The organism is Actinomycetota bacterium (genome assembly GCA_018333515.1).
Lineage (GTDB): Bacteria > Actinomycetota > Aquicultoria > Aquicultorales > Aquicultoraceae > Aquicultor.
The window spans coordinates 1-18,252 of the sequence record JAGXSZ010000016.1 but is presented as its reverse complement, the minus strand read 5'-3'; the positions used below and the strand labels follow the sequence as shown (position 1 = coordinate 18,252).

Genomic DNA, 18,252 nt, shown 5'->3' with positions numbered 1-18,252 from the left:
CAATGGCCAAATTCAGCGAGAACGAGCAGTTAAAATGCTCGTTTTGCGGAAAAAGCCAGCGCCAGGTCAAGAAACTCATCGCGGGTCCCGGTGTGTATATCTGTGATGAATGCATAGACCTGTGCAACGAAATAATCGAAGAAGAACTGACGGAAGAGGTCGAATTCAAGCTGGAGGATCTCCCGAAACCAACGGAGATTTATGGCGCTCTCAACGACTACGTCATAGGCCAAGAGGTAGCAAAGAGAATTCTAGCGGTAGCCGTTTATAACCACTACAAACGCATTCAGGTCGGCCCGCAAGGCGACGACGATGTCGAGCTTCAAAAGAGCAATATTCTACTTCTTGGGCCGACCGGTTCAGGAAAGACCCTTTTGGCTCAGACATTGGCCAGAACGCTTAATGTACCGTTCGCCATCGCGGATGCGACGGCGCTAACGGAGGCCGGGTATGTCGGCGAAGATGTGGAGAACATCTTGCTCAAGCTCATCCAGGCCGCCGATTACGACGTAAAAAGGGCTGAGACGGGCATTATCTATATCGACGAAATCGATAAAGTCGCTCGCAAGAGTGAAAACCCGTCGATAACCAGGGATGTTTCAGGCGAGGGAGTACAGCAGGCGCTCCTCAAGATTCTTGAAGGAACCGAAGCCAGCGTACCGCCGCAGGGTGGACGCAAGCACCCGCACCAGGAGTTCATCCAAATCGATACGACAAATATTCTGTTTATCGTCGGCGGCGCTTTCGCGGGTCTCGACAAGATAATCCAGAACCGCATAGGCAAGAAGGGCTTGGGCTTCGGCGCCGAGCTTAGACGCGAAGACGAGAAAGGCGCGATTTCGGTCGTCGGCGAGGTACTGCCGGAAGACCTGTTAAGGTTTGGCATGATACCGGAGTTTATCGGAAGGTTGCCGGTAATCGCAACAGTCAGCCAGCTTAGCGAGGAAGACCTTATCAAGATACTCGTCGAGCCGAAGAACGCCCTTATCAAACAGTATAAGAAGTTCTTCGAGTACGACGGAGTCGAGCTGGTATTTACCGAGGGTTCGCTCGGGGCTATAGCACAGAAGGCTATCGTGCGAGGGACGGGCGCCCGGGGCTTAAGGGCGATACTCGAGCACGTACTCCTCGATGTGATGTACGAGTTACCGTCGCGCACCAATATTAAGAAGTGCGTCATAACCAAAGAGGTAATCGAACAGAATATCGAGCCGACCATTCTTACCGAGGGCATGGAAGACGTGGGCTTTCCGGAAGATGAAACCGAAGTCTCAGCTTAAAGAAGTGTAGCGCTTATAATAAAGGCAGCTTACCGCAAGCTGCCTTTATTTATAGGGTGATACTCCCGCATAGTCAAACGCCTTTGTCGGTATATATAACTATGGACAATTATGAATTGGTGCTAAGTAAACTCATAGAGCGGCTCGCTAAATTCAATTACGCGATCGTCGGCGACCGGACGGGCGCGGAGTTCGACTTGGAGACCGAATCGCTTAAGGTGCGATTTCTGGGACAGGATTATTGTGTTACCAAAACCGATTGCAAACCGCTCGGCGGTTACGTCGACGACACCAAAGATATAATTCTTATAATAGATTATTTGCTCTCATTTGGAAGTCTCGACGCCGGTGATGATTGGATAGACTTCAGGGATTTACCGGGGGCGATGCCGTATGATGGGGCGTTCAGGGCCAATGTCGAGATGGTTTTGGAGAAGAACGCCTCCCATATCATCGAGCGCAAAGACGGGCTGACCGGTAAATTCGACGGGTACGACGCGGTCGGCTTCTCAAATGCCGATTTTGCCGTTGTCTTTCAGGTCTTTCCGCGGGTCGATTGCCTCGTTTTATTATGCGCCGGCGACGACGAGATAGGCGCGGGCGCCAAGCTTTTGTTCTCTTCGAAAGCGCAACACTACCTCACGACGGAGAGCCTCGCGGCGATAGGCGAGACGCTGACCAGAAGAATTTCCGGCCGCGTTTCATAGGTAAGCGCATTAATCACGGGAGGCATTTTTTACAAGCGCCGCGACATTTGCGGTCACCCCATTTACCCGCTTACGCACTCCCATGCCCTGTGGTATTATGTTAAAATGGCTCAGTCCGAGTCCTGACCTCTATTTCTATGAAAAGGGAGACGTAAGTTGGAGGAAACCCTGCCTAAAGTTTATAATCCTCATGAAGTCGAAGCCAAGTGGTATGATATTTGGGTCGAGCGGGGCTATTTTCGCGCCCAGGTCGATCTCGGTAAGAAGCCTTACTCAATCGTAATCCCGCCGCCGAACGTTACCGGCTCGCTCCATATGGGCCATGCTCTCAACAATACCCTGCAGGATATCGCGATCCGCAAGCACCGGATGGAAGGGGACTCGACGCTCTGGCTCCCCGGTACCGACCATGCCGGTATCGCCACCCAGAACGTGGTCGAGCGACAGCTCGCGCAAGAAGGGCTGACCCGCCACGACGTCGGCCGCGACGATTTCATCAGGCGCACCTGGGAGTGGAGGGACCGGTACGGCGGCCGCATTATCAACCAACTCAAACGTCTCGGCGCCTCTTGCGATTGGTCGCGCGAGCGCTTCACTATGGACGAGGGCTACTCGAAAGCGGTCCGCCGCGACTTTGTCCAGCTCTATAGCGAGGGACTCATCTATAGAGACAACTACATCATCAACTGGTGTCCCCGCGATTTGACCGCGCTCTCCGATATCGAGGTAGAGCACGCCGAGGAAGAGGGCAATTTCTACTACGTCAAATATATGCTCAAGGGAACGCCCGATTTCATAACCGTCGCGACGACGAGGCCCGAGACCATTCTCGGCGACACCGCGGTCGCCGTACACCCGGAAGACGCCCGCTACCAAGACTTTGTCGGCCTAACGGTCGTTGTCCCCGTAGTCGGCCGCGAGATTCCGGTCATTGCGGACGATCATGTCAATCCCGAGGTCGGGACAGGTGCGTTAAAGGTGACACCCGCGCACGACCCGCACGATTTCGAGATAGGTAATCGCCATGGCATAGAGCGGATTAGCGTATTTACGCCCGACGGCATGATCAACGAGGAAGCGGGCAAATACGAGGGTATGAGCCGCGAGGAGTGCCGCGAAGCCATCCTCGAGGATATAGAAAAAGCCGGCCTTTTAGTCAAAGTCGAGCCGATGACGCACTCGGTCGGCCACTGCTACCGGTGCGATACCACAATCGAGCCGTACCTCTCGACGCAGTGGTTTATGAAGATGAAGCCGCTCGCCGAGCCCGCTATTGCGGCGGTAAAAGAGGGACGGGTCAAATTTGTCCCGGCGCAGTGGGAGAAGATCTACTTCGACTGGATGTACAATATCCGCGACTGGTGTATCTCGCGCCAGATTTGGTGGGGCCATCAGATACCGGCCTGGTACTGCGGCGATTGCGACGAGATAGTCGTCGCCGAGGAGACCCCGGCGGCGTGTACGAAGTGCGGCGGCGCTAATCTCGTCCAGGATACCGATGTCCTCGATACCTGGTTCAGCTCGGCGCTCTGGCCGTTCGCGACCCTGGGGTGGCCCCGGGAGACCGAGGAGCTTAAGTATTTCTATCCGACCAGTCTTCTGGTCACCAGCCACGACATCATTTTTTTCTGGGTCGCCAGGATGATGATGATGGGGCTTCATTTTATGCGCGACATACCCTTTGACGACGTCTATATCCACGCGCTCGTCCGCGACGAGCAAGGACGCAAAATGAGCAAGTCGCGCGGGAACGTCATCGACCCGCTCGACGTCATCGACGAGTTCGGTACCGACGCGCTTCGCTTTACGCTGTCGAGCATGGCGACGCCGGGCCGGGATATCTTTCTTTCGCGCGAGCGTATCGAGGGCAACCGGAACTTCGCGAACAAACTTTGGAACGCGTCGCGGTTCGTCCTAATGAACCTGGAGGGTTTCGAGAGAATCGTCGTTAAGGAAGAGGAGTTTACCCTCGCCGACCGCTGGATATTCTCGCGGATGAACAATGTGGTAAGCCGGGTCGAAGACGCCTTGCGCGTCTACAATGTCGCGGAAGCCAGCCGGCTTATCTATGACTTTTTCTGGAGTGATTATGCCGACTGGTACATAGAGCTGGCGAAGCCGAGGCTCTACCAGAAGGATGACCCGCGCCGGCGTCTCGTCGCGCAGAACCTGCTCGTTGAGATTGTGGATGTGACGCTCAGGCTGCTCCACCCGTTTATGCCTTTTATCACGGAAGAGATTTGGCGGAAGTTTCCCGGCGCCGGCGAGAGCATCGTCATCGCGCCGTGGCCGAGATCGGATGCATCGCGCATCGACATGGGAGCCGAGAGCCAGATGGATGTTGTTCAGAGCGTGACATCTTCGATTCGCGCCATCAAGTCGGTCCTCGGTATCGCGTTGACCAAGCCGGTGACGGCGATGCTCAAAACCGCCGATGCCGACAAGCAAGCGATACTAGAAAAAGACGCGTCTTATATTAAAGAATTGGCCTGGGTCGAGGAGTTGATAATCGCCCCCGATATCGCCAAGCCGGAGCACGCAGCGGTCGATGTCGAGCAGGGAATCGAGATATTCATACCGCTTGCCGGGCTCGTCGATATCGAAGAGGAAAAAAAGCGCCTCGGCAAAGAGCTTGCCAAGACGCAGGCCGATGCCGAGAAGTCGCGCAAGAAGCTCTCGAACCCGCAGTTCATGGAGAAAGCCGCGCCCGAGGTCGTCGAGAAGGAAAAAGCCAAGCTCAACGAGTTCGACGAGAAGATTCATAAGCTTACGAAACAATTGGAGAGTTTGTAGGAGAGCGCGATGAACTTCGCTGAAGCTATCAGCTACATAGAGGGCGCGCTCAAGTTCGGCATCAACCCGGGCTTGGAGAAGATCGGGGCGATTTGCGAGCGGCTCGATAATCCGCAGCTCAAATACCCGACGATTCAGATTACGGGCACCAACGGCAAGACGTCGACGACCTGGATGGCGCGTACCTTGCTTACGACATCGGGCTTGCGCACGGGGTGTTACACATCACCGCACCTCCATACTTACCGCGAACGCATCACCGTCGACGGCGAATTCATCACCGAAGAGGATTTCGCGCGGGCGCTAAACGACATAATGCCGGCGGTTGAGAAGGTCCGGGCCGAATACGGAGAGCTTACCGAGTTCGAAATTCTCACCGCGATGGCCTTTTACCACTTTGCGGTGAGCGGTGTCGAGGTAGCGGTCTTCGAAGTAGGTCTCGGCGGACGCTGGGACGCGACGAGTATGGTGCAACCGAAAGTGGCGGCGATAACGAGTATCGCGCTCGACCACACCGACAGGCTGGGAGAGACCTTCGAGGAGATAGCGTGGGACAAAGCGCACATCATAAAGAGGGGAAGCATAGCCGTCATAGGGGAGACCCCGCCGGGAGCGTTCGAAAAAATCAAAGAGCGCTGTGAAGCGCAGGATGTCCCTATGATACTGCGCGGGAGAGATTTTTCGCCTCACGGTATCTCGATTCTAAAGAACGAAGGGTCGAGCTTTTCTATCGAGGGGATTTTCGGGACTTACGACGACCTCCGGTTGCCGGTCTTCGGTGACTATCAGGTAATCAACTTCACAACGGCCGTCGCGATTGTCGAGACCTTTACCGGCCACAGAATCGAAGACGACACCCTCCGTCGCAGCCTTGCAGCGGTAACATGCCCGGGGCGTTTCGAACTCGTTTCTTCAAACCCGGCGGTCGTCCTCGACGGGGCGCACAATCCCGATGGTATGGCGATGCTCGTAGCCGGGCTTCCCAAGGCGTTCGATTACGATAGATTGCTGGTCGTGCTGGCCGTCTCGAATGACAAGGATATCGAGCAGATGCTTCAGACCCTCGGCGCGAACGCCTCGATGCTAATTCTGACCCAGAACACAAGCTATCGCTCGGCAAGCGTTAGCCGGCTCAACGATATTGCCATGAGGGCGACAAATAGCTATAGTATTGAAGCAGACCTAGAGAAAGCGATTGATAACGCTATCTCGATGGCCGACGCGGGCGACCTGGTATGTATTACCGGTTCTCTATACACGGTCGCCGACGCCCGCGAGATTTTGGTCGATAAGCGCTAAACGCTATCCAAGTCACGGCGGAAGCATGATCTCTACTAGTCTGGTCGTTATCGCGGAATTCTGTAAAAATATATCCAGCACTCAATAAAGCAGGGGTAGTAGTGGAGTTTTTTCAATCGGTCGTCGACTTTTTCGATTCGCCTCTCTTCAGGCTTATCGTAAACCTCGTCTATTTGTTCGGCTTGGTTCTCTATATCAGTATCGCGAAATGGACATATTCCGACGCTAAGCGGCGCGGGGCGATGGCGTTCTATTGGATGATAGTCGCTATGCTCTTTCCGGTAGCGGGATGGCTGATTTACATGATTGTCAGGCCCCCGGAATACGTGGAGGATGTCCGCGAGCGGGAGCTGGAAGTCAGGGCGAAAGAGGCGCTGCTCGCGAGTGGCGACTTGGCCTGCCCGGCGTGTTTCAAGCCGGTCGATAAAGATTTTCTAATCTGCCCGGCCTGCAGGCGCAGATTGAAGAAGTCGTGCCCGTCGTGCGACAGGGCGCTCGATACCGGTTGGAGCATCTGCCCATATTGCCAACAGATTCTTTAGCCGCGGCTCGATCGATATCGCTGTGGTAGCGAATGTTTTTTTGAAACCGTCGAGCCCGCCCGATTCATTGTCCGCCCGTGCAATCTGACTGCCTAGATACATATCGCTAAACCATAGATCAATCAATCGGTATATTCCATATTGAGCGGTTTGTAACAAATTAAGGGGGTATGTAACAATAATGGCACCTTAGAACCGCAATTTATCAAAATTAATGCCAAAAAACGCGCATTTTAGCTTGAAAGTTTTACGCGGTACTGTTAAATTAGCTGTGGCGCACACTTTGTTATCAAAATCACAAGCAAAAGTTGTTAGCGGAGGATTTGATGGAGAGAACGTTTACGATGATCAAACCGGACGGAGTCAAGAAGGCTCTAGTCGGCGAGATAGTCAAGAGGTACCAAGATGCCGGCCTTAAGCTGGTGGCGCTAAAACTTACGAGGCTTTCCAAGGATGAAGCAGAGGAACTCTACTCTGTACACCGGGGGAAGCCTTTCTACATGGAATTGGTGGATTTTATTACCGCGGGGCCGGTTGCTCCTATGGTAATCGAAGGCGATAATGCGGTCAGTCGGGTTCGTGATATAATGGGCGCGACCAATCCAAAGGACGCGGACAAGGGAACCATCAGGGGCGATTTCGCCGAGGAAGTCTCCGAGAACATCGTTCATGGAGCTGATTCGACCGAGTCGGCCAATAGAGAGATAGCCATATTCTTCAACGACGACGAGCTGGTCGGCTAAGGGAGTACCCGCGGACAGGTTGCGCACAGGGGTTACCCCGTGCGTGAGCGAGAAGAAGTGATATGGAGACGCTGGAGTCACAGAGCAATATCGATGCAAGGGACGGATACAAGGAACGGCTCTTATCCTTAAAGCATAAGAGAACCAAAAACAATACGAGGGCTATCGGGAGAGCCCGAAGATTGAATCCGAACCTTGGTAATTTGAGACCTTTGCCGATATTACAAGGAGCGCCTGAGTCTTGAGTTTAGAGCGTTCGATATTCCGCAATTAACTGGGGAGAGTTAATTTTAATGGTCAGCGAAATCATCTATTTTTCTGTTTTTGTCGCGGTCGGCTTAATGGTAGTCGTCCTGATGCTCGGGATACAAAAACTGCTTCAGACGAAAAGGCACAGCGACGCGAAGTTGTCGGTCTACGAATGTGGCAATATCGACGTTGTGAGCGACCCCCGCATACAAATCAAAATGCGCTATTATATCTTCGGACTTCTTCTTATTATCTTCGACGTCGAAATGATATTTCTCTTCTCGTGGGCGGTTGTCTTTAGTAGCCTGGGTGTGGTCGCTTTAATCGAGATGTTGATTTTTGTTGTGATTCTATTAATCGGCCTGCTCTATGCATGGCGTAAAGGAGTATTAAAGTGGAGTTAACGAACGGGCAAATAATACGGCAACCGGCTTGTAGGGCAGGCATATTACAGGAGCAAGCGCCGGGTACCGGCTTAATCCTCGGCAAGGCCGGCGACCTACTGAATTGGTCGCGCAAGAATTCGATTTGGTGGATGGCGTTTGGCCTTGCTTGTTGCGCCATCGAATCGTTGATGTGCTTGAATACGGCGCGTTTCGATATGGATAGGCATGGCGGGTTGCTGCGAAACACCCCCAGGCTGTCCGACCTAATGCTTGTGGCGGGGACTCTCACACATAAGATGGCGGACATAACAGAGCATTTATATGAGCAGATGCCCGAACCAAGGTATGTCATGGCCATAGGGGGCTGCGCGATAAACGGCGGGCCGTTCTACTATGATAGCTATACCGTGGTCAGAGGGGTCGATAAGATTATTCCGGTCGATGTTTATGTCCCCGGATGCCCGCCGCGGCCTGAAGCCGTCATGTTCGGGATAGAGCAACTTAAGGAAAAGATCATAGCCAGAGGAATGATCGAGTAATGAGTGACGACATTAACGCGAACGAAACAAATATCGATGGTATTCCGGGAAAAGGGATGATAGTACAAGAAGAAGGTCTCGGGTATACGATTACTGTCGAGAGGGAGGATTTACTCAAAACGGCGACAGGCCTCAAGGAGGCCGGCTTCGACCTCTTTCTCTTTGTTACCGGAGTGGACTATCCGGACCATATCAAACTGGTCTACAGGATATATTCGACGAAGAGAAAGAACCGAATGGCGATTATCGTAAAAACGGACGTGCCCAAGAGCGACCCCGCTGTCGATTCGATGGCGCCCTTGTGGCCGGCAGCGAATTGGCACGAACGAGAGGCATACGATTTGTTCGGGGTGGAGTTTAAGGGACATCCCGACCTGCGCAGGATTTTTATGCCGGAGGATTGGGTCGGTTATCCGCTGCGCAAAGATTATAGCGATGACCATATGCTCGTCAGCGACGGTGACAAGTACGCTCGGCCTCCGCTTTCAGTAATCGATAGCCGGGCCGGTGATGACGCCGCCGCAGGGAAGCCGTCGGCTCGGGTCGAACAAGCCGTCGCAGCGGAAAACGAGACAGGCGTCGCCGCCGCGAGTGAGCTTGAGCGGGCTATAAAAGACATCAAAACCGATGTCCTCACGATTAATTTCGGACCGCAACATCCCAGTGCGCATGGCGTCTTTCGCGGCGTGTTCGAGGTAGACGGCGAGATAATCACGCGGATAGATTCGCACATCGGTTACTTGCATAGGTGTTTCGAAAAGATCGCCGAGCACCGAACTTATACGCAGTTTATCCCGTTTACCGATAGGATGGACTACCTCTCAGCCATGCTCAACAATTGGGGCTATACCATGTCGGTCGAGAAACTGGCGGAGATCGCGGTGCCGGAGCGAGCCGAGTATTTGCGGATAATCGTCGGCGAACTCAACCGTATCGCTTCGCACCTGGTGTTTTTATCTACGGCGGCGATAGAGACGGGCGCGTTGACACCATATTTTTACTATTTCGATGAGCGCGAGCGGATATTACTCCTCTTCGAGCAGCTCTGTGGCGCAAGGTTTACCTATAACTATATGAGAATCGGCGGTGTCAGAATCGACGCCCCGGAAGGATGGTTCGATGACGTGCTCGCATTTTGCGAGCGGCTCGAAAAGAGCATGGTCGACTATGACAAGCTCCTTCTCGGAAACTATATATTCAAAAAGAGGATGAAAGGCGTTGCGCCGTTCTCTGCTGAGCAGGCGTTGAGCTGGGGTCTTACCGGTCCATCGCTAAGGGCTTCGGGCGTCAATTATGACGTACGCAAGGCGGACCCGTATTCGGTCTATCCCCGCATCGACTTCGATGAGGTAGTTCTATGCAACGGTGATAACTTGGACCGGGTAATCGCAAGGTCTCAAGAGATACGGCAGAGCCTCAAAATCATCGAGCAGGCGGTAGCGCAGATACCGGATGGGCTAATCGTCACTCCGGATTTGCCGCGCTACATTACTCCGGCACCGGGTGAAGCGTATGCCCATATTGAATCGAGCAGGGGGGATTTAGGCTTCTTTATCGTTAGCGACGGGAGCCCGAAACCGTACCGTGTCAAGATTCAGGGACCGAGCTTCGGAAACCTGCAGGCTTTGCCGGCGATGGCTACGGGCTGTTATTTCAGCGACGCGGTGTTGATATTTGGAACGCTTGATACGGTCTTTGGAGAGGTGGATCGCTAATGCTGACGAGCGTGGAACTTTTCGAATTCGCAACTAGAAACGGGATACCGATTTGGGCGCTAGACGCGTCAATCGCGCTCCTGCTATCCTTGGCGGTCTTCTCACTTTGCGGACTCGGCGTAATCGTCCTTGTTTACATGGAGCGCAAGGTGAGCGCGGACATCCAGCTGCGCTTAGGGCCCACGCATGTAGGGCCGCGCGGGACGCTTCAGCTCATTGCCGACATGATAAAATTGCTGTCTAAGGAAGATGTTTTTCCAAAGAATGCCGACCGCTGGCTCTTCCGGCTCGCGCCGGCACTGGTATTCATATCGGCTTTCGTCGGGCTTATGGCGATACCGATAGGGCCGCGCCTGGTCGTTCAGGACTTGAATGTGGGGCTGTTATATGTTTTGGCTATACCCTCCATCGCCGTAGCGGGATTAATAATGGCCGGCTTCGGCTCGTATAATAAATACGCGATGATGGGCGGTCTTCGAGCGGCGGCTCAGATGGTCAGTTACGAAGTGCCGCGAGCGCTATCGGTCATCGGGATCGTCATGATAGTCGGCTCGACTAAGCTTTCGTCGATAGTCGACGCGCAGGGCTTGTGGTATATCTTCTTGCAGCCCATCGGATTTATGGTCTTTTTCGTCTCGACCCTCGCGGAGATAAACAGGGTGCCGTTCGATCTGCCGGAGACCGAATCGGAGCTGGTTCACGGATACAGCACTGAATATAGCGGCATGCGATATGCGTTCTTCCTTTTCGGGGAGTATATAGCGCTTATCGCTGCGGCGGCGCTTACCGTAGTCTTGTTCCTCGGTGGTTGGCATGGACCCGGCCCCGAGTTCCTGGCTCCGATATGGTTCGCTATCAAGTTCTTCGGCATAATCTTTGTAATAATGTGGGTGCGCTGGACCTTACCGCGTTTCCGTATCGACCAGGTAATGGACTTGGGCTGGAAAGTGCTCTTGCCGCTCGCATTGCTCAATATCTTGATAACCGGAATTGTAATGTCAATTTAACACGATCTGCTCATGGCCGTCGGCGATTAGCGATTACGTAAACCGCTGAGAGTCGGCTGCGTCGAGCCGAGAGTTCGTAGCGAAAAGGTTGATTTGGATGGCCGGACGTGTAACAGACTTCATAGAAGCATGGATGAGCATATTCACTGGGCACAGGATCACCGTGCAAAAGATCATCGACAAGAGGCTGAAGCGGCATCCTATGCCGACAATGCTATATCCGTACGAGAAACCGCAATTAGCCGAGCGGTATCGCGGCACGCCGAAGTTGAACGATGTTATGGTCGAGACGACAACGGTCGAGAAATTTCCCAACATTATCGGTGAGTTCAACAGGACCATCGAGCAGAGGCAAGACGAGGATCTGCTACCGCCATGTGTCTTCTCGTGTCCCGCGCATGTCGATGCGCGCGGCTATGTAGAGCTGATAGGGAAGGGCAGGCATAAAGAGGCGCTCGACCTTATTCGAGAGAGATGCTCGATGCCCGCGTCGATAGGGCGGGTCTGTACGCGGCCGTGCGAAGAAGGGTGTCGCAGAAACTACTTTGATGAGGCGATATCGATACGTGACCTCAAACGGTTCGCGGCGGATGCTTGTAGAGGGTTGCCGCACCCGGCTCCGATCCCGAAGACCTCGGATAAGAAGATAGCGATTATAGGCGGCGGGCCGGCCGGGCTGACAGCAGCTCAGGGGCTGGCTAAGCTAGGTCACAGCGTGACCATATACGATAAGAACCCAGAGGGCGGCGGCACACTTCTTACGGGAATACCTAAATACAGGTTGCCGAAGGACGTTCTTAAGTGGGATGTCGAGTCGATCTGTTCACTCGGTGTCGAACTGAAGAAGAACGTTGAGGTAGGAAAAGACATCACCTTTAGCGACCTCATCGCTTCATATGACGCCGTTTTGATTGCTACCGGGCTTCCCGGGTCATGGGACCTCGGCATCGAAGGCGAGGATGCCGAAGGTGTTTGGGGTTGCCTCGATCTGCTCCGCGCGATGAACCTGGAGCAGAATCCCACTATCGGCAAGAAGGTAGCGGTGGTCGGGGGTGGAAACGTCGCTATGGACGGCGCGAGAACATCTATTAGATTAGGGGCGGAAGAGGTCTATCTGGTATATCGGCGCGGTAAGACCGAGATGCCGGCGCGGTTTGAGGAGATTCACGAGTCGGAGGAGGAGGGCGTCATTTTCGAACTTCTCACAAACCCGACGCGGGTCGTGGTGGAAAATGGAAAAGTAGCAGGCCTCGAATGCATACGCATGGGCCTGGGTGAGGCGGATGCTTCCGGCCGGCGGCGTCCCGAGCCGATTCCGGGCAGCGAGTTCGTCCTTGAGGTAGATACTGTCGTGACGGCAATCGGACAAATGACAGAACTTGACTTTCTGGCGGGAAGCGATATTGAGCTAACTGAACGGGGCGTTATCGTCTATGACAAGTTGTCGCTTCAGACCTCGAACAAAAAAGTTTTTGTCGCCGGCGAGGTTGTCACGGGGGCGGGGGCCGCGATTGAAGCGATAGCAAGCGGCCACGAAGCTGTCGAGTCGCTCGACAGGTATTTCAAAGGAGTCGATTTGGCAGAGGGCAGAACGCCGCGGATTATGCCGACAGGGTCGACCTATCCGCAAGGCTTCTTAGGTTGGGCCGAACCCGAGCATCGCCGGATCCACATGGATATGCTCTCGCTCGAAGAGAGACTACAAGGTTTTAACGAGGTAGAGCTTGGATTCAAGGAAGAGGAAGCAGTGCGCGAGGCGAATCGGTGCCTTGTCTGTAATACCGGGATTTGTAGCGGATGCACCATGTGCGCGAGAACGTGCCCGATGTATTGCATAGATGTAAATCGAACCGCCCCAACGGAGACCGAGCGAAGAGTCGTCAGCTACGACCTTGACCTGACGAAGTGTATGTATTGCGGGTTCTGCGCGGAGATTTGCCCGACCGATGCGCTTGAGATGAGTAAGGACTTCGAAAACGCGGAATATGTTAAGGAACGGCTCTTTTACGATAAAGAGCATGTCCTTCGATATGAGACTACGGATATGAGCCGGTCCAGGGAGTAGTGATATGAACGATATTGTCTCGCATGTAATATTTTTCGCGCTAGCCGTTTTAGCCGTTGGCAGCGGTGTGTTGGTGGTAACGGGAAGAAACCTCTTCCATGCCGCGATGTTTTTAGGCCTGTACCTGCTATCGATCGCCGGATATTTTTTCCTGCTCAACGCCGACTTCATCGGCATCATGCAGGTCTTCGTCTATGTCGGCGGTGTGGTCGTGGTACTGCTCTTCGGTATCATGCTCACCGCGCAGTTAACGAATGTGCGGCTGACCTCGGCGATGGAGCAGCGCTGGGTGACGATTGTCTCGCTCGTTGGTCTAGTCGGGCTGCTCGTATTCGTCATTAAAGATACTGTTTTCAGGATTTCGGCGTTAGCGCCGGTGGAAGATACGATTTCGTTTATAGGAAGGATGTTTATGACAGATTACATCCTTCCGTTCGAGGTCATATCGGTTCTGCTGCTGGCGGCATTGATCGGCGCTGTTATTATAGCGCGAGAGGAGGGAGGGAAATGATACCGCTCTCTTACTATTTGATACTCAGCGGAGTACTCTTCGCTATCGGTATGGCCGGTGTTCTTTTGCGAAGAAACGCGGTGGCGGTGCTTCTCTCTGTAGAAATAATGCTGAACTCGGCAAACCTCAATTTCGTGGCGTTTTCGAGGTATATCGCGCCTGAGCAGGCCTCGGGGCAGATTTTCGCGCTTTTTGTAATGGCCGTCGGCGCGGCTGAAGTCGCAGTCGGTTTGGCTTTGATTTTGATGATTTATCGAAATATGCAATCGGTAAATCTTGACCAGTTCAACATCTTTAGGTGGTAACCGGGGAAGGGGATCATGGATTACCTATCGTTAATTGTATTGTTGCCCGTACTCAGTTTTATATTGCTCGTAGTCTTCGGCAAGAGGCTTGGGGATAAGTCTGCGTATTTAAGCATCTTGGCTGTCGGTACCGCGTTTGGGCTGTCGGTAAAAGCGCTCCTGGATGTTATGGGAGGCGCTCGTGCCGATTTGACGTTTACCTGGCTGACCGTCGGCGACCTGGAGCTGACCTTTGGTCTGTTGTTGGACCCGCTAGCCGGCATGATGCTGGTCGTTGTAACGTTTGTCAGCTTGCTTGTACAGCTATTTTCAGTAGGATACATGCACGGTGACAAACGGTATGGTTGGTTTTACGCGTGTCTGTCGATGTTTACCGCGTCGATGCTGTTGCTCGTCTTTTCTCCGAACTTTGTCCAGATGTACATGGCCTGGGAAGGCGTAGGTCTCTTTTCGTATCTGCTGGTCGGTTTTTGGTTCGAAAAACGGAGCGCGAGCAACGCCGCCAAGAAGGCCTTTATGGTTACGAGAGTCGGCGACCTCGGCTTTGCAATCGGCTTGATTATTCTCTTTTTAACGGCCGGAACGCTAGATATGAGCCAGGTCTTCGCGATGAAATTCGCGCCGGAGACCGCGTCGCTCATAGCGATACTCTTCTTCTTCGGAGCTATCGGAAAATCGGCGCAGTTTCCACTCCATGTTTGGTTGCCTGACGCCATGGAGGGTCCGACACCGGTCAGCGCGCTCATTCACGCGGCTACCATGGTCGCCGCCGGCGTCTATCTGGTCGCCCGTGCTTATCCGCTCTTCGAGCAAGGCCCGGCCGCAATGGAGTTCGTCGCGATTATAGGGACGATAACGGCGTTTATGGCCGCGACAATCGCATTGACGGCGACCGATATTAAGAAGATACTGGCTTACTCGACAGTCAGCCAGCTTGGATATATGATGATGGGTCTCGGTGTCGGCGCGTTCGCGGCGGGAACGTTCCACCTGATGAACCATGCTTTCTTCAAAGCGCTCCTCTTTTTGGGCGCGGGCAGCGTCATCCACGCAGTCCACAGCCAGGAGATTTTCGACATGGGCGGTTTGAGCCGTAAGATGAAGATAACCTCGCTGACGTTTGTCATCGGAGGGCTCGCGCTTGCGGGAATCCCGCCGTTCAGCGGCTTTTGGAGCAAGGACGAGATTTTGTTGGGGGCGTTCGACGGCGGGTACATGGGCATCTTTGCGATTGGGCTTTTGACGGCGCTCTTTACGGCGTTCTACACTTTCAGGCTGATATTCGTGGTCTTCTTTGGAAAAGCGAGAGGACACCACGCGGACCACGTCCACGAGTCGCCGGCTGTGATGGCCGTCCCGTTGATCTTGCTGGCTGTATTGGCGCTCAGCACGGGCTTGCTCGGTTCACCGTTTACGGGCTACGCATACCAGTCGTTTATTTTGGGAGGCGGATTCGAGCATCATACCAACTACATGGTTATGGGGCTCTCCATCGGAGTAGCCGTGCTCGGAATATTCGGCGCATGGTTGAAATACTCGACAAACTTGCTCCCGTCTAATGTGTTAAGCAAGAACAATATCGTCTACAAGCTTCTGGTAAACAACTACTATATCGACGAAATCTATGAGTTTACACTCGTGAGGCCGACACATGCGATCGCGAGGTATGTCTTAACCTTCGACCAGAAGGTAATCGACGGCGCCGTCAACGGTGTCGCTAAGGCCACAGCGCGAATCGGCGGCGGCCTGAAGTATGTGCAGACCGGTTATGCGCAGAACTATGCGCTGGTCATGGTGGTAAGTGTCGTCGTTTTGATAATCTGGTCGTTCCGGGCAATGGAGTTGTTTTAATAGGTCGACAGAGACGGACTAATTCGAATTTTATTAAGGGCGTGAAGGAATGGACTATCCAATACTGTCAATAATCGTTTTCTTGCCTCTGCTGGGAGCGCTGCTCTTGCAGTTTGTGCCGCGCGAAAAGGCGAATTTAATTCGCGGCATCGCGCTTATCACAACTCTGGCCGGACTCGTCTTAAGCATCCCGATTCTGACGGATTTCACGGCCGGCCAATCGGCGATGCAGTTTGTAGAGAAGCAAGTCTGGGTGCCGGGCCTCGGCATATCTTACCACCTTGGCTTGGACGGGTTGAGTATGCCGCTGTTCTTATTGACGCTGGTGCTGATGGTGATAGCGGTTTTGGCATCATGGTCTATAAAGGAGCGGGTCAGGGAGTATTTTAGCTTGCTATTACTACTCGCAGTGGGCATGCTCGGCACCTTTGTCGCACTCGACTTTATTTTGTTCTACGTCTTCTGGGAGATCGTCCTTATCCCGATGTACTTCATAATCGGTATCTGGGGCGGCGAGAATCGCAATTACGCGGCTCTCAAGTTCTTCCTATACACGCTAGCCGGGAGCGTTCTCATGCTCGTCGGTATCTTGGCGCTATACTTCACTTCCGGGCTGAACACCTTCGATATGGTCGCATTGATGCAGTCGGGATATACGCACTCCTTATCGACCTTTATCTTCGCGACGTTCTTTCTGGGTTTTGCCGTGAAGGTGCCGATGTGGCCGTTCCATACCTGGTTGCCCGACGCTCACGTCCAAGCTCCGACCGCGGGCAGCGTACTCCTTGCGGGTATTCTTCTTAAGATGGGAACCTATGGGTTTGTCAGGGTCCTCATGCAGATAATGCCCGGTGAGTTTGTAGAGTTTGCGCCGTATATAGCGGTACTCGCGGCGATCAGTATCGTCTATGGGGCGTATGCCGCTTTATCGCAGAGCGACCTCAAGAAGCTGGTCGCTTATTCGAGCGTCAGCCACATGGGTTACGTTATGCTCGGCTTGGCCGCGCTGACGCAGGTCTCTATTAACGGCGCGGTTCTGCAGATGGTAAACCACGGGTTGATAACGGGCATGCTCTTCTTGGTCGTCGGCTACATCTATGAGAGGACCCACACGAGAGACATCGCCAAGCTCGGCGGACTCTCGTTAAAGATACCGATTCTCGGCGGGATGTTTATCTTCGCGTCGCTGGCTTCGCTGGGTCTGCCGGGTTTGAGCGGCTTCGTCGGAGAGTTTCTTGTCCTGCTCGGCTCCTACGAAGCGTACAAGGTCTACACTATTCTCGGTGTGCTGACGCTCGCTCTGGGTGCGTTCTACCTCTTGCGGGCGGTTCAGAATGCGTTCTATGGCTTGCCGCCGACTTCTATGGAAGATTTTAAAGATATGAACGGGCGCGAGTTTATGAGCCTGATGCCGCTGGTGGCGCTGATCATCGTTTTCGGCGTCTATCCGAAGCCGTTGCTCCAATATATCGATCCCGCGGTGAGCACAGTATTACAAATGATAAGAGGTAGCTAGGATGAATTTGATGCAAATCGAGTGGAATAACATAATGCCGGAACTAATAATCTTTGGCGTCGCGATAGCCGTGTTGCTGGGAGAGATGTACCTATCGGCGAACGGAAAACGCATGCTTGGTGGGTTCAGCCTGTTGGGCATAGCAGCCGCGCTTTTTAGCCTCACCACGCTCTACGGGGTCGAAGCCACTGAGTTCATGGGCATGTTCTCAATCGGCCTTACGGCTACGGTTCTTAAAGGGATATTACTTGTCACAACCGCTCTGGTCGTCCTGGCGACGCTCCGTTCGCGTACGACGATCGGGGAAGGCGAGTTCTACAGCATGATGCTCTTCTCGGTTCTGGGAACTATGTTTATGGCGTCGGCGACCGACCTCATCATGCTCTTTATCGCGCTGGAGCTGACGGTTTTGCCGGCGTACATTCTGGTCGGCAGCAAAAAGACGGCCGGCTCCGCCGAAGCGGCGCTCAAATATTTCTTGCTCGGTCTTGTCGCGTCGGTTATCTTGCTCTACGGCATGTCGCTAGTGTACGGCTTGACCGGGCAGACTAATTTTACGGCGATAGCGGATGCGCTTGCCGGACAGGCAATCCAACCGCTCTTGCTCGTCGGAATGGTGATGATAGTCGTCGGTCTCGGCTTTAAGGTCGCAGCGGTACCGTTCCATTTCTGGGCGCCGGACGTCTACGAGGGGGCGCCCGTGCCGGTCGCGTCGTTCTTGGCGGTCGGACCGAAAGCCGGCGG

The 18,252-nt window shown here is 53.7% G+C and carries 16 protein-coding genes; all 16 read left to right on the top strand.

All coding sequences use genetic code 11. From position 1 onward, the window contains the following. The first annotated feature begins 2 nt into the window (after positions 1-2). Complete coding sequence (gene clpX / locus KGZ93_03775) at positions 3-1,280, top strand: ATP-dependent Clp protease ATP-binding subunit ClpX (protein MBS3908732.1); 1,278 nt, start codon at positions 3-5, stop codon at positions 1,278-1,280. A 101-nt stretch (positions 1,281-1,381) separates the two neighbouring features. Next, the gene (locus tag KGZ93_03770; GenBank protein ID MBS3908731.1) at positions 1,382-1,987 is read left to right on the top strand and encodes a DUF3786 domain-containing protein; all 606 of its coding nucleotides are present in this window, start codon (positions 1,382-1,384) and stop codon (positions 1,985-1,987) included. A 156-nt stretch (positions 1,988-2,143) separates the two neighbouring features. Continuing rightward, positions 2,144-4,780, top strand: a complete 2,637-nt coding sequence (locus tag KGZ93_03765) for a valine--tRNA ligase (GenBank protein ID MBS3908730.1) — start codon at positions 2,144-2,146, stop codon at positions 4,778-4,780. 9 nt (positions 4,781-4,789) lie between these two features. Continuing rightward, the gene (locus KGZ93_03760; protein ID MBS3908729.1) at positions 4,790-6,079 is read left to right on the top strand and encodes a bifunctional folylpolyglutamate synthase/dihydrofolate synthase; all 1,290 of its coding nucleotides are present in this window, start codon (positions 4,790-4,792) and stop codon (positions 6,077-6,079) included. A 101-nt stretch (positions 6,080-6,180) separates the two neighbouring features. Continuing rightward, entirely contained in the window at positions 6,181-6,621 is a 441-nt protein-coding gene (locus KGZ93_03755; GenBank protein ID MBS3908728.1) for a zinc ribbon domain-containing protein, read from the top strand. 326 nt (positions 6,622-6,947) lie between these two features. Beyond that, positions 6,948-7,364 carry a nucleoside-diphosphate kinase gene (gene ndk / locus KGZ93_03750; GenBank protein MBS3908727.1) on the top strand — a complete coding sequence of 139 codons (417 nt, stop codon included), beginning with the start codon at positions 6,948-6,950 and terminating at the stop codon, positions 7,362-7,364. A 293-nt stretch (positions 7,365-7,657) separates the two neighbouring features. Beyond that, entirely contained in the window at positions 7,658-8,017 is a 360-nt protein-coding gene (gene ndhC / locus KGZ93_03745; GenBank protein ID MBS3908726.1) for an NADH-quinone oxidoreductase subunit A, read from the top strand. Between the two features lie 41 nt (positions 8,018-8,058). Then, positions 8,059-8,538 (top strand): NADH-quinone oxidoreductase subunit B, encoded by a 480-nt coding sequence (locus KGZ93_03740; GenBank protein MBS3908725.1) that lies wholly within the window; start codon positions 8,059-8,061, stop codon positions 8,536-8,538. Beyond that, positions 8,538-10,253, top strand: a complete 1,716-nt coding sequence (locus tag KGZ93_03735) for an NADH-quinone oxidoreductase subunit D (protein MBS3908724.1) — start codon at positions 8,538-8,540, stop codon at positions 10,251-10,253. Before KGZ93_03740 ends, KGZ93_03735 begins: the two co-directional genes overlap by 1 nt. Continuing rightward, on the top strand, positions 10,253-11,260 hold the full coding sequence (gene nuoH, locus KGZ93_03730; protein MBS3908723.1) for an NADH-quinone oxidoreductase subunit NuoH: 1,008 nt from the start codon (positions 10,253-10,255) through the stop codon (positions 11,258-11,260). The genes KGZ93_03735 and nuoH overlap by 1 nt, the downstream gene beginning before the upstream one ends. Before the next feature lie 97 nt (positions 11,261-11,357). Further along, entirely contained in the window at positions 11,358-13,325 is a 1,968-nt protein-coding gene (locus KGZ93_03725) for an FAD-dependent oxidoreductase (GenBank protein MBS3908722.1), read from the top strand. Positions 13,326-13,329: 4 nt separating this feature from the next. Beyond that, positions 13,330-13,836, top strand: coding sequence for an NADH-quinone oxidoreductase subunit J (locus tag KGZ93_03720; GenBank protein ID MBS3908721.1), 507 nt, complete (start codon positions 13,330-13,332; stop codon positions 13,834-13,836). After that, entirely contained in the window at positions 13,836-14,141 is a 306-nt protein-coding gene (gene nuoK, locus KGZ93_03715) for an NADH-quinone oxidoreductase subunit NuoK (GenBank protein MBS3908720.1), read from the top strand. The genes KGZ93_03720 and nuoK overlap by 1 nt, the downstream gene beginning before the upstream one ends. Before the next feature lie 15 nt (positions 14,142-14,156). After that, positions 14,157-15,992 (top strand): NADH-quinone oxidoreductase subunit L, encoded by a 1,836-nt coding sequence (gene nuoL / locus KGZ93_03710; GenBank protein ID MBS3908719.1) that lies wholly within the window; start codon positions 14,157-14,159, stop codon positions 15,990-15,992. A 49-nt stretch (positions 15,993-16,041) separates the two neighbouring features. Then, positions 16,042-17,508 (top strand): NADH-quinone oxidoreductase subunit M, encoded by a 1,467-nt coding sequence (locus tag KGZ93_03705; protein MBS3908718.1) that lies wholly within the window; start codon positions 16,042-16,044, stop codon positions 17,506-17,508. A 1-nt stretch (position 17,509) separates the two neighbouring features. After that, positions 17,510-18,252 (top strand): NADH-quinone oxidoreductase subunit N (locus KGZ93_03700; GenBank protein MBS3908717.1); only part of this gene is annotated, 743 nt, incomplete at its 3' end.

Excerpts from the sequence above, each read along its gene's own strand:
- KGZ93_03720 (MBS3908721.1), top strand. The coding sequence starts at position 13,330 with ATGAACGATATTGTCTCGCATGTAATATTTTTCGCGCTAGCCGTTTTA.
- ndhC (MBS3908726.1), top strand. The coding sequence starts at position 7,658 with ATGGTCAGCGAAATCATCTATTTTTCTGTTTTTGTCGCGGTCGGCTTA.
- KGZ93_03760 (MBS3908729.1), top strand. The coding sequence starts at position 4,790 with ATGAACTTCGCTGAAGCTATCAGCTACATAGAGGGCGCGCTCAAGTTC.
- KGZ93_03725 (MBS3908722.1), top strand. The coding sequence starts at position 11,358 with ATGGCCGGACGTGTAACAGACTTCATAGAAGCATGGATGAGCATATTC.
- clpX (MBS3908732.1), top strand. The coding sequence starts at position 3 with ATGGCCAAATTCAGCGAGAACGAGCAGTTAAAATGCTCGTTTTGCGGA.
- nuoH (MBS3908723.1), top strand. The coding sequence starts at position 10,253 with ATGCTGACGAGCGTGGAACTTTTCGAATTCGCAACTAGAAACGGGATA.
- KGZ93_03770 (MBS3908731.1), top strand. The coding sequence starts at position 1,382 with ATGGACAATTATGAATTGGTGCTAAGTAAACTCATAGAGCGGCTCGCT.
- KGZ93_03705 (MBS3908718.1), top strand. The coding sequence starts at position 16,042 with ATGGACTATCCAATACTGTCAATAATCGTTTTCTTGCCTCTGCTGGGA.
- ndk (MBS3908727.1), top strand. The coding sequence starts at position 6,948 with ATGGAGAGAACGTTTACGATGATCAAACCGGACGGAGTCAAGAAGGCT.
- KGZ93_03735 (MBS3908724.1), top strand. The coding sequence starts at position 8,538 with ATGAGTGACGACATTAACGCGAACGAAACAAATATCGATGGTATTCCG.
- nuoL (MBS3908719.1), top strand. The coding sequence starts at position 14,157 with ATGGATTACCTATCGTTAATTGTATTGTTGCCCGTACTCAGTTTTATA.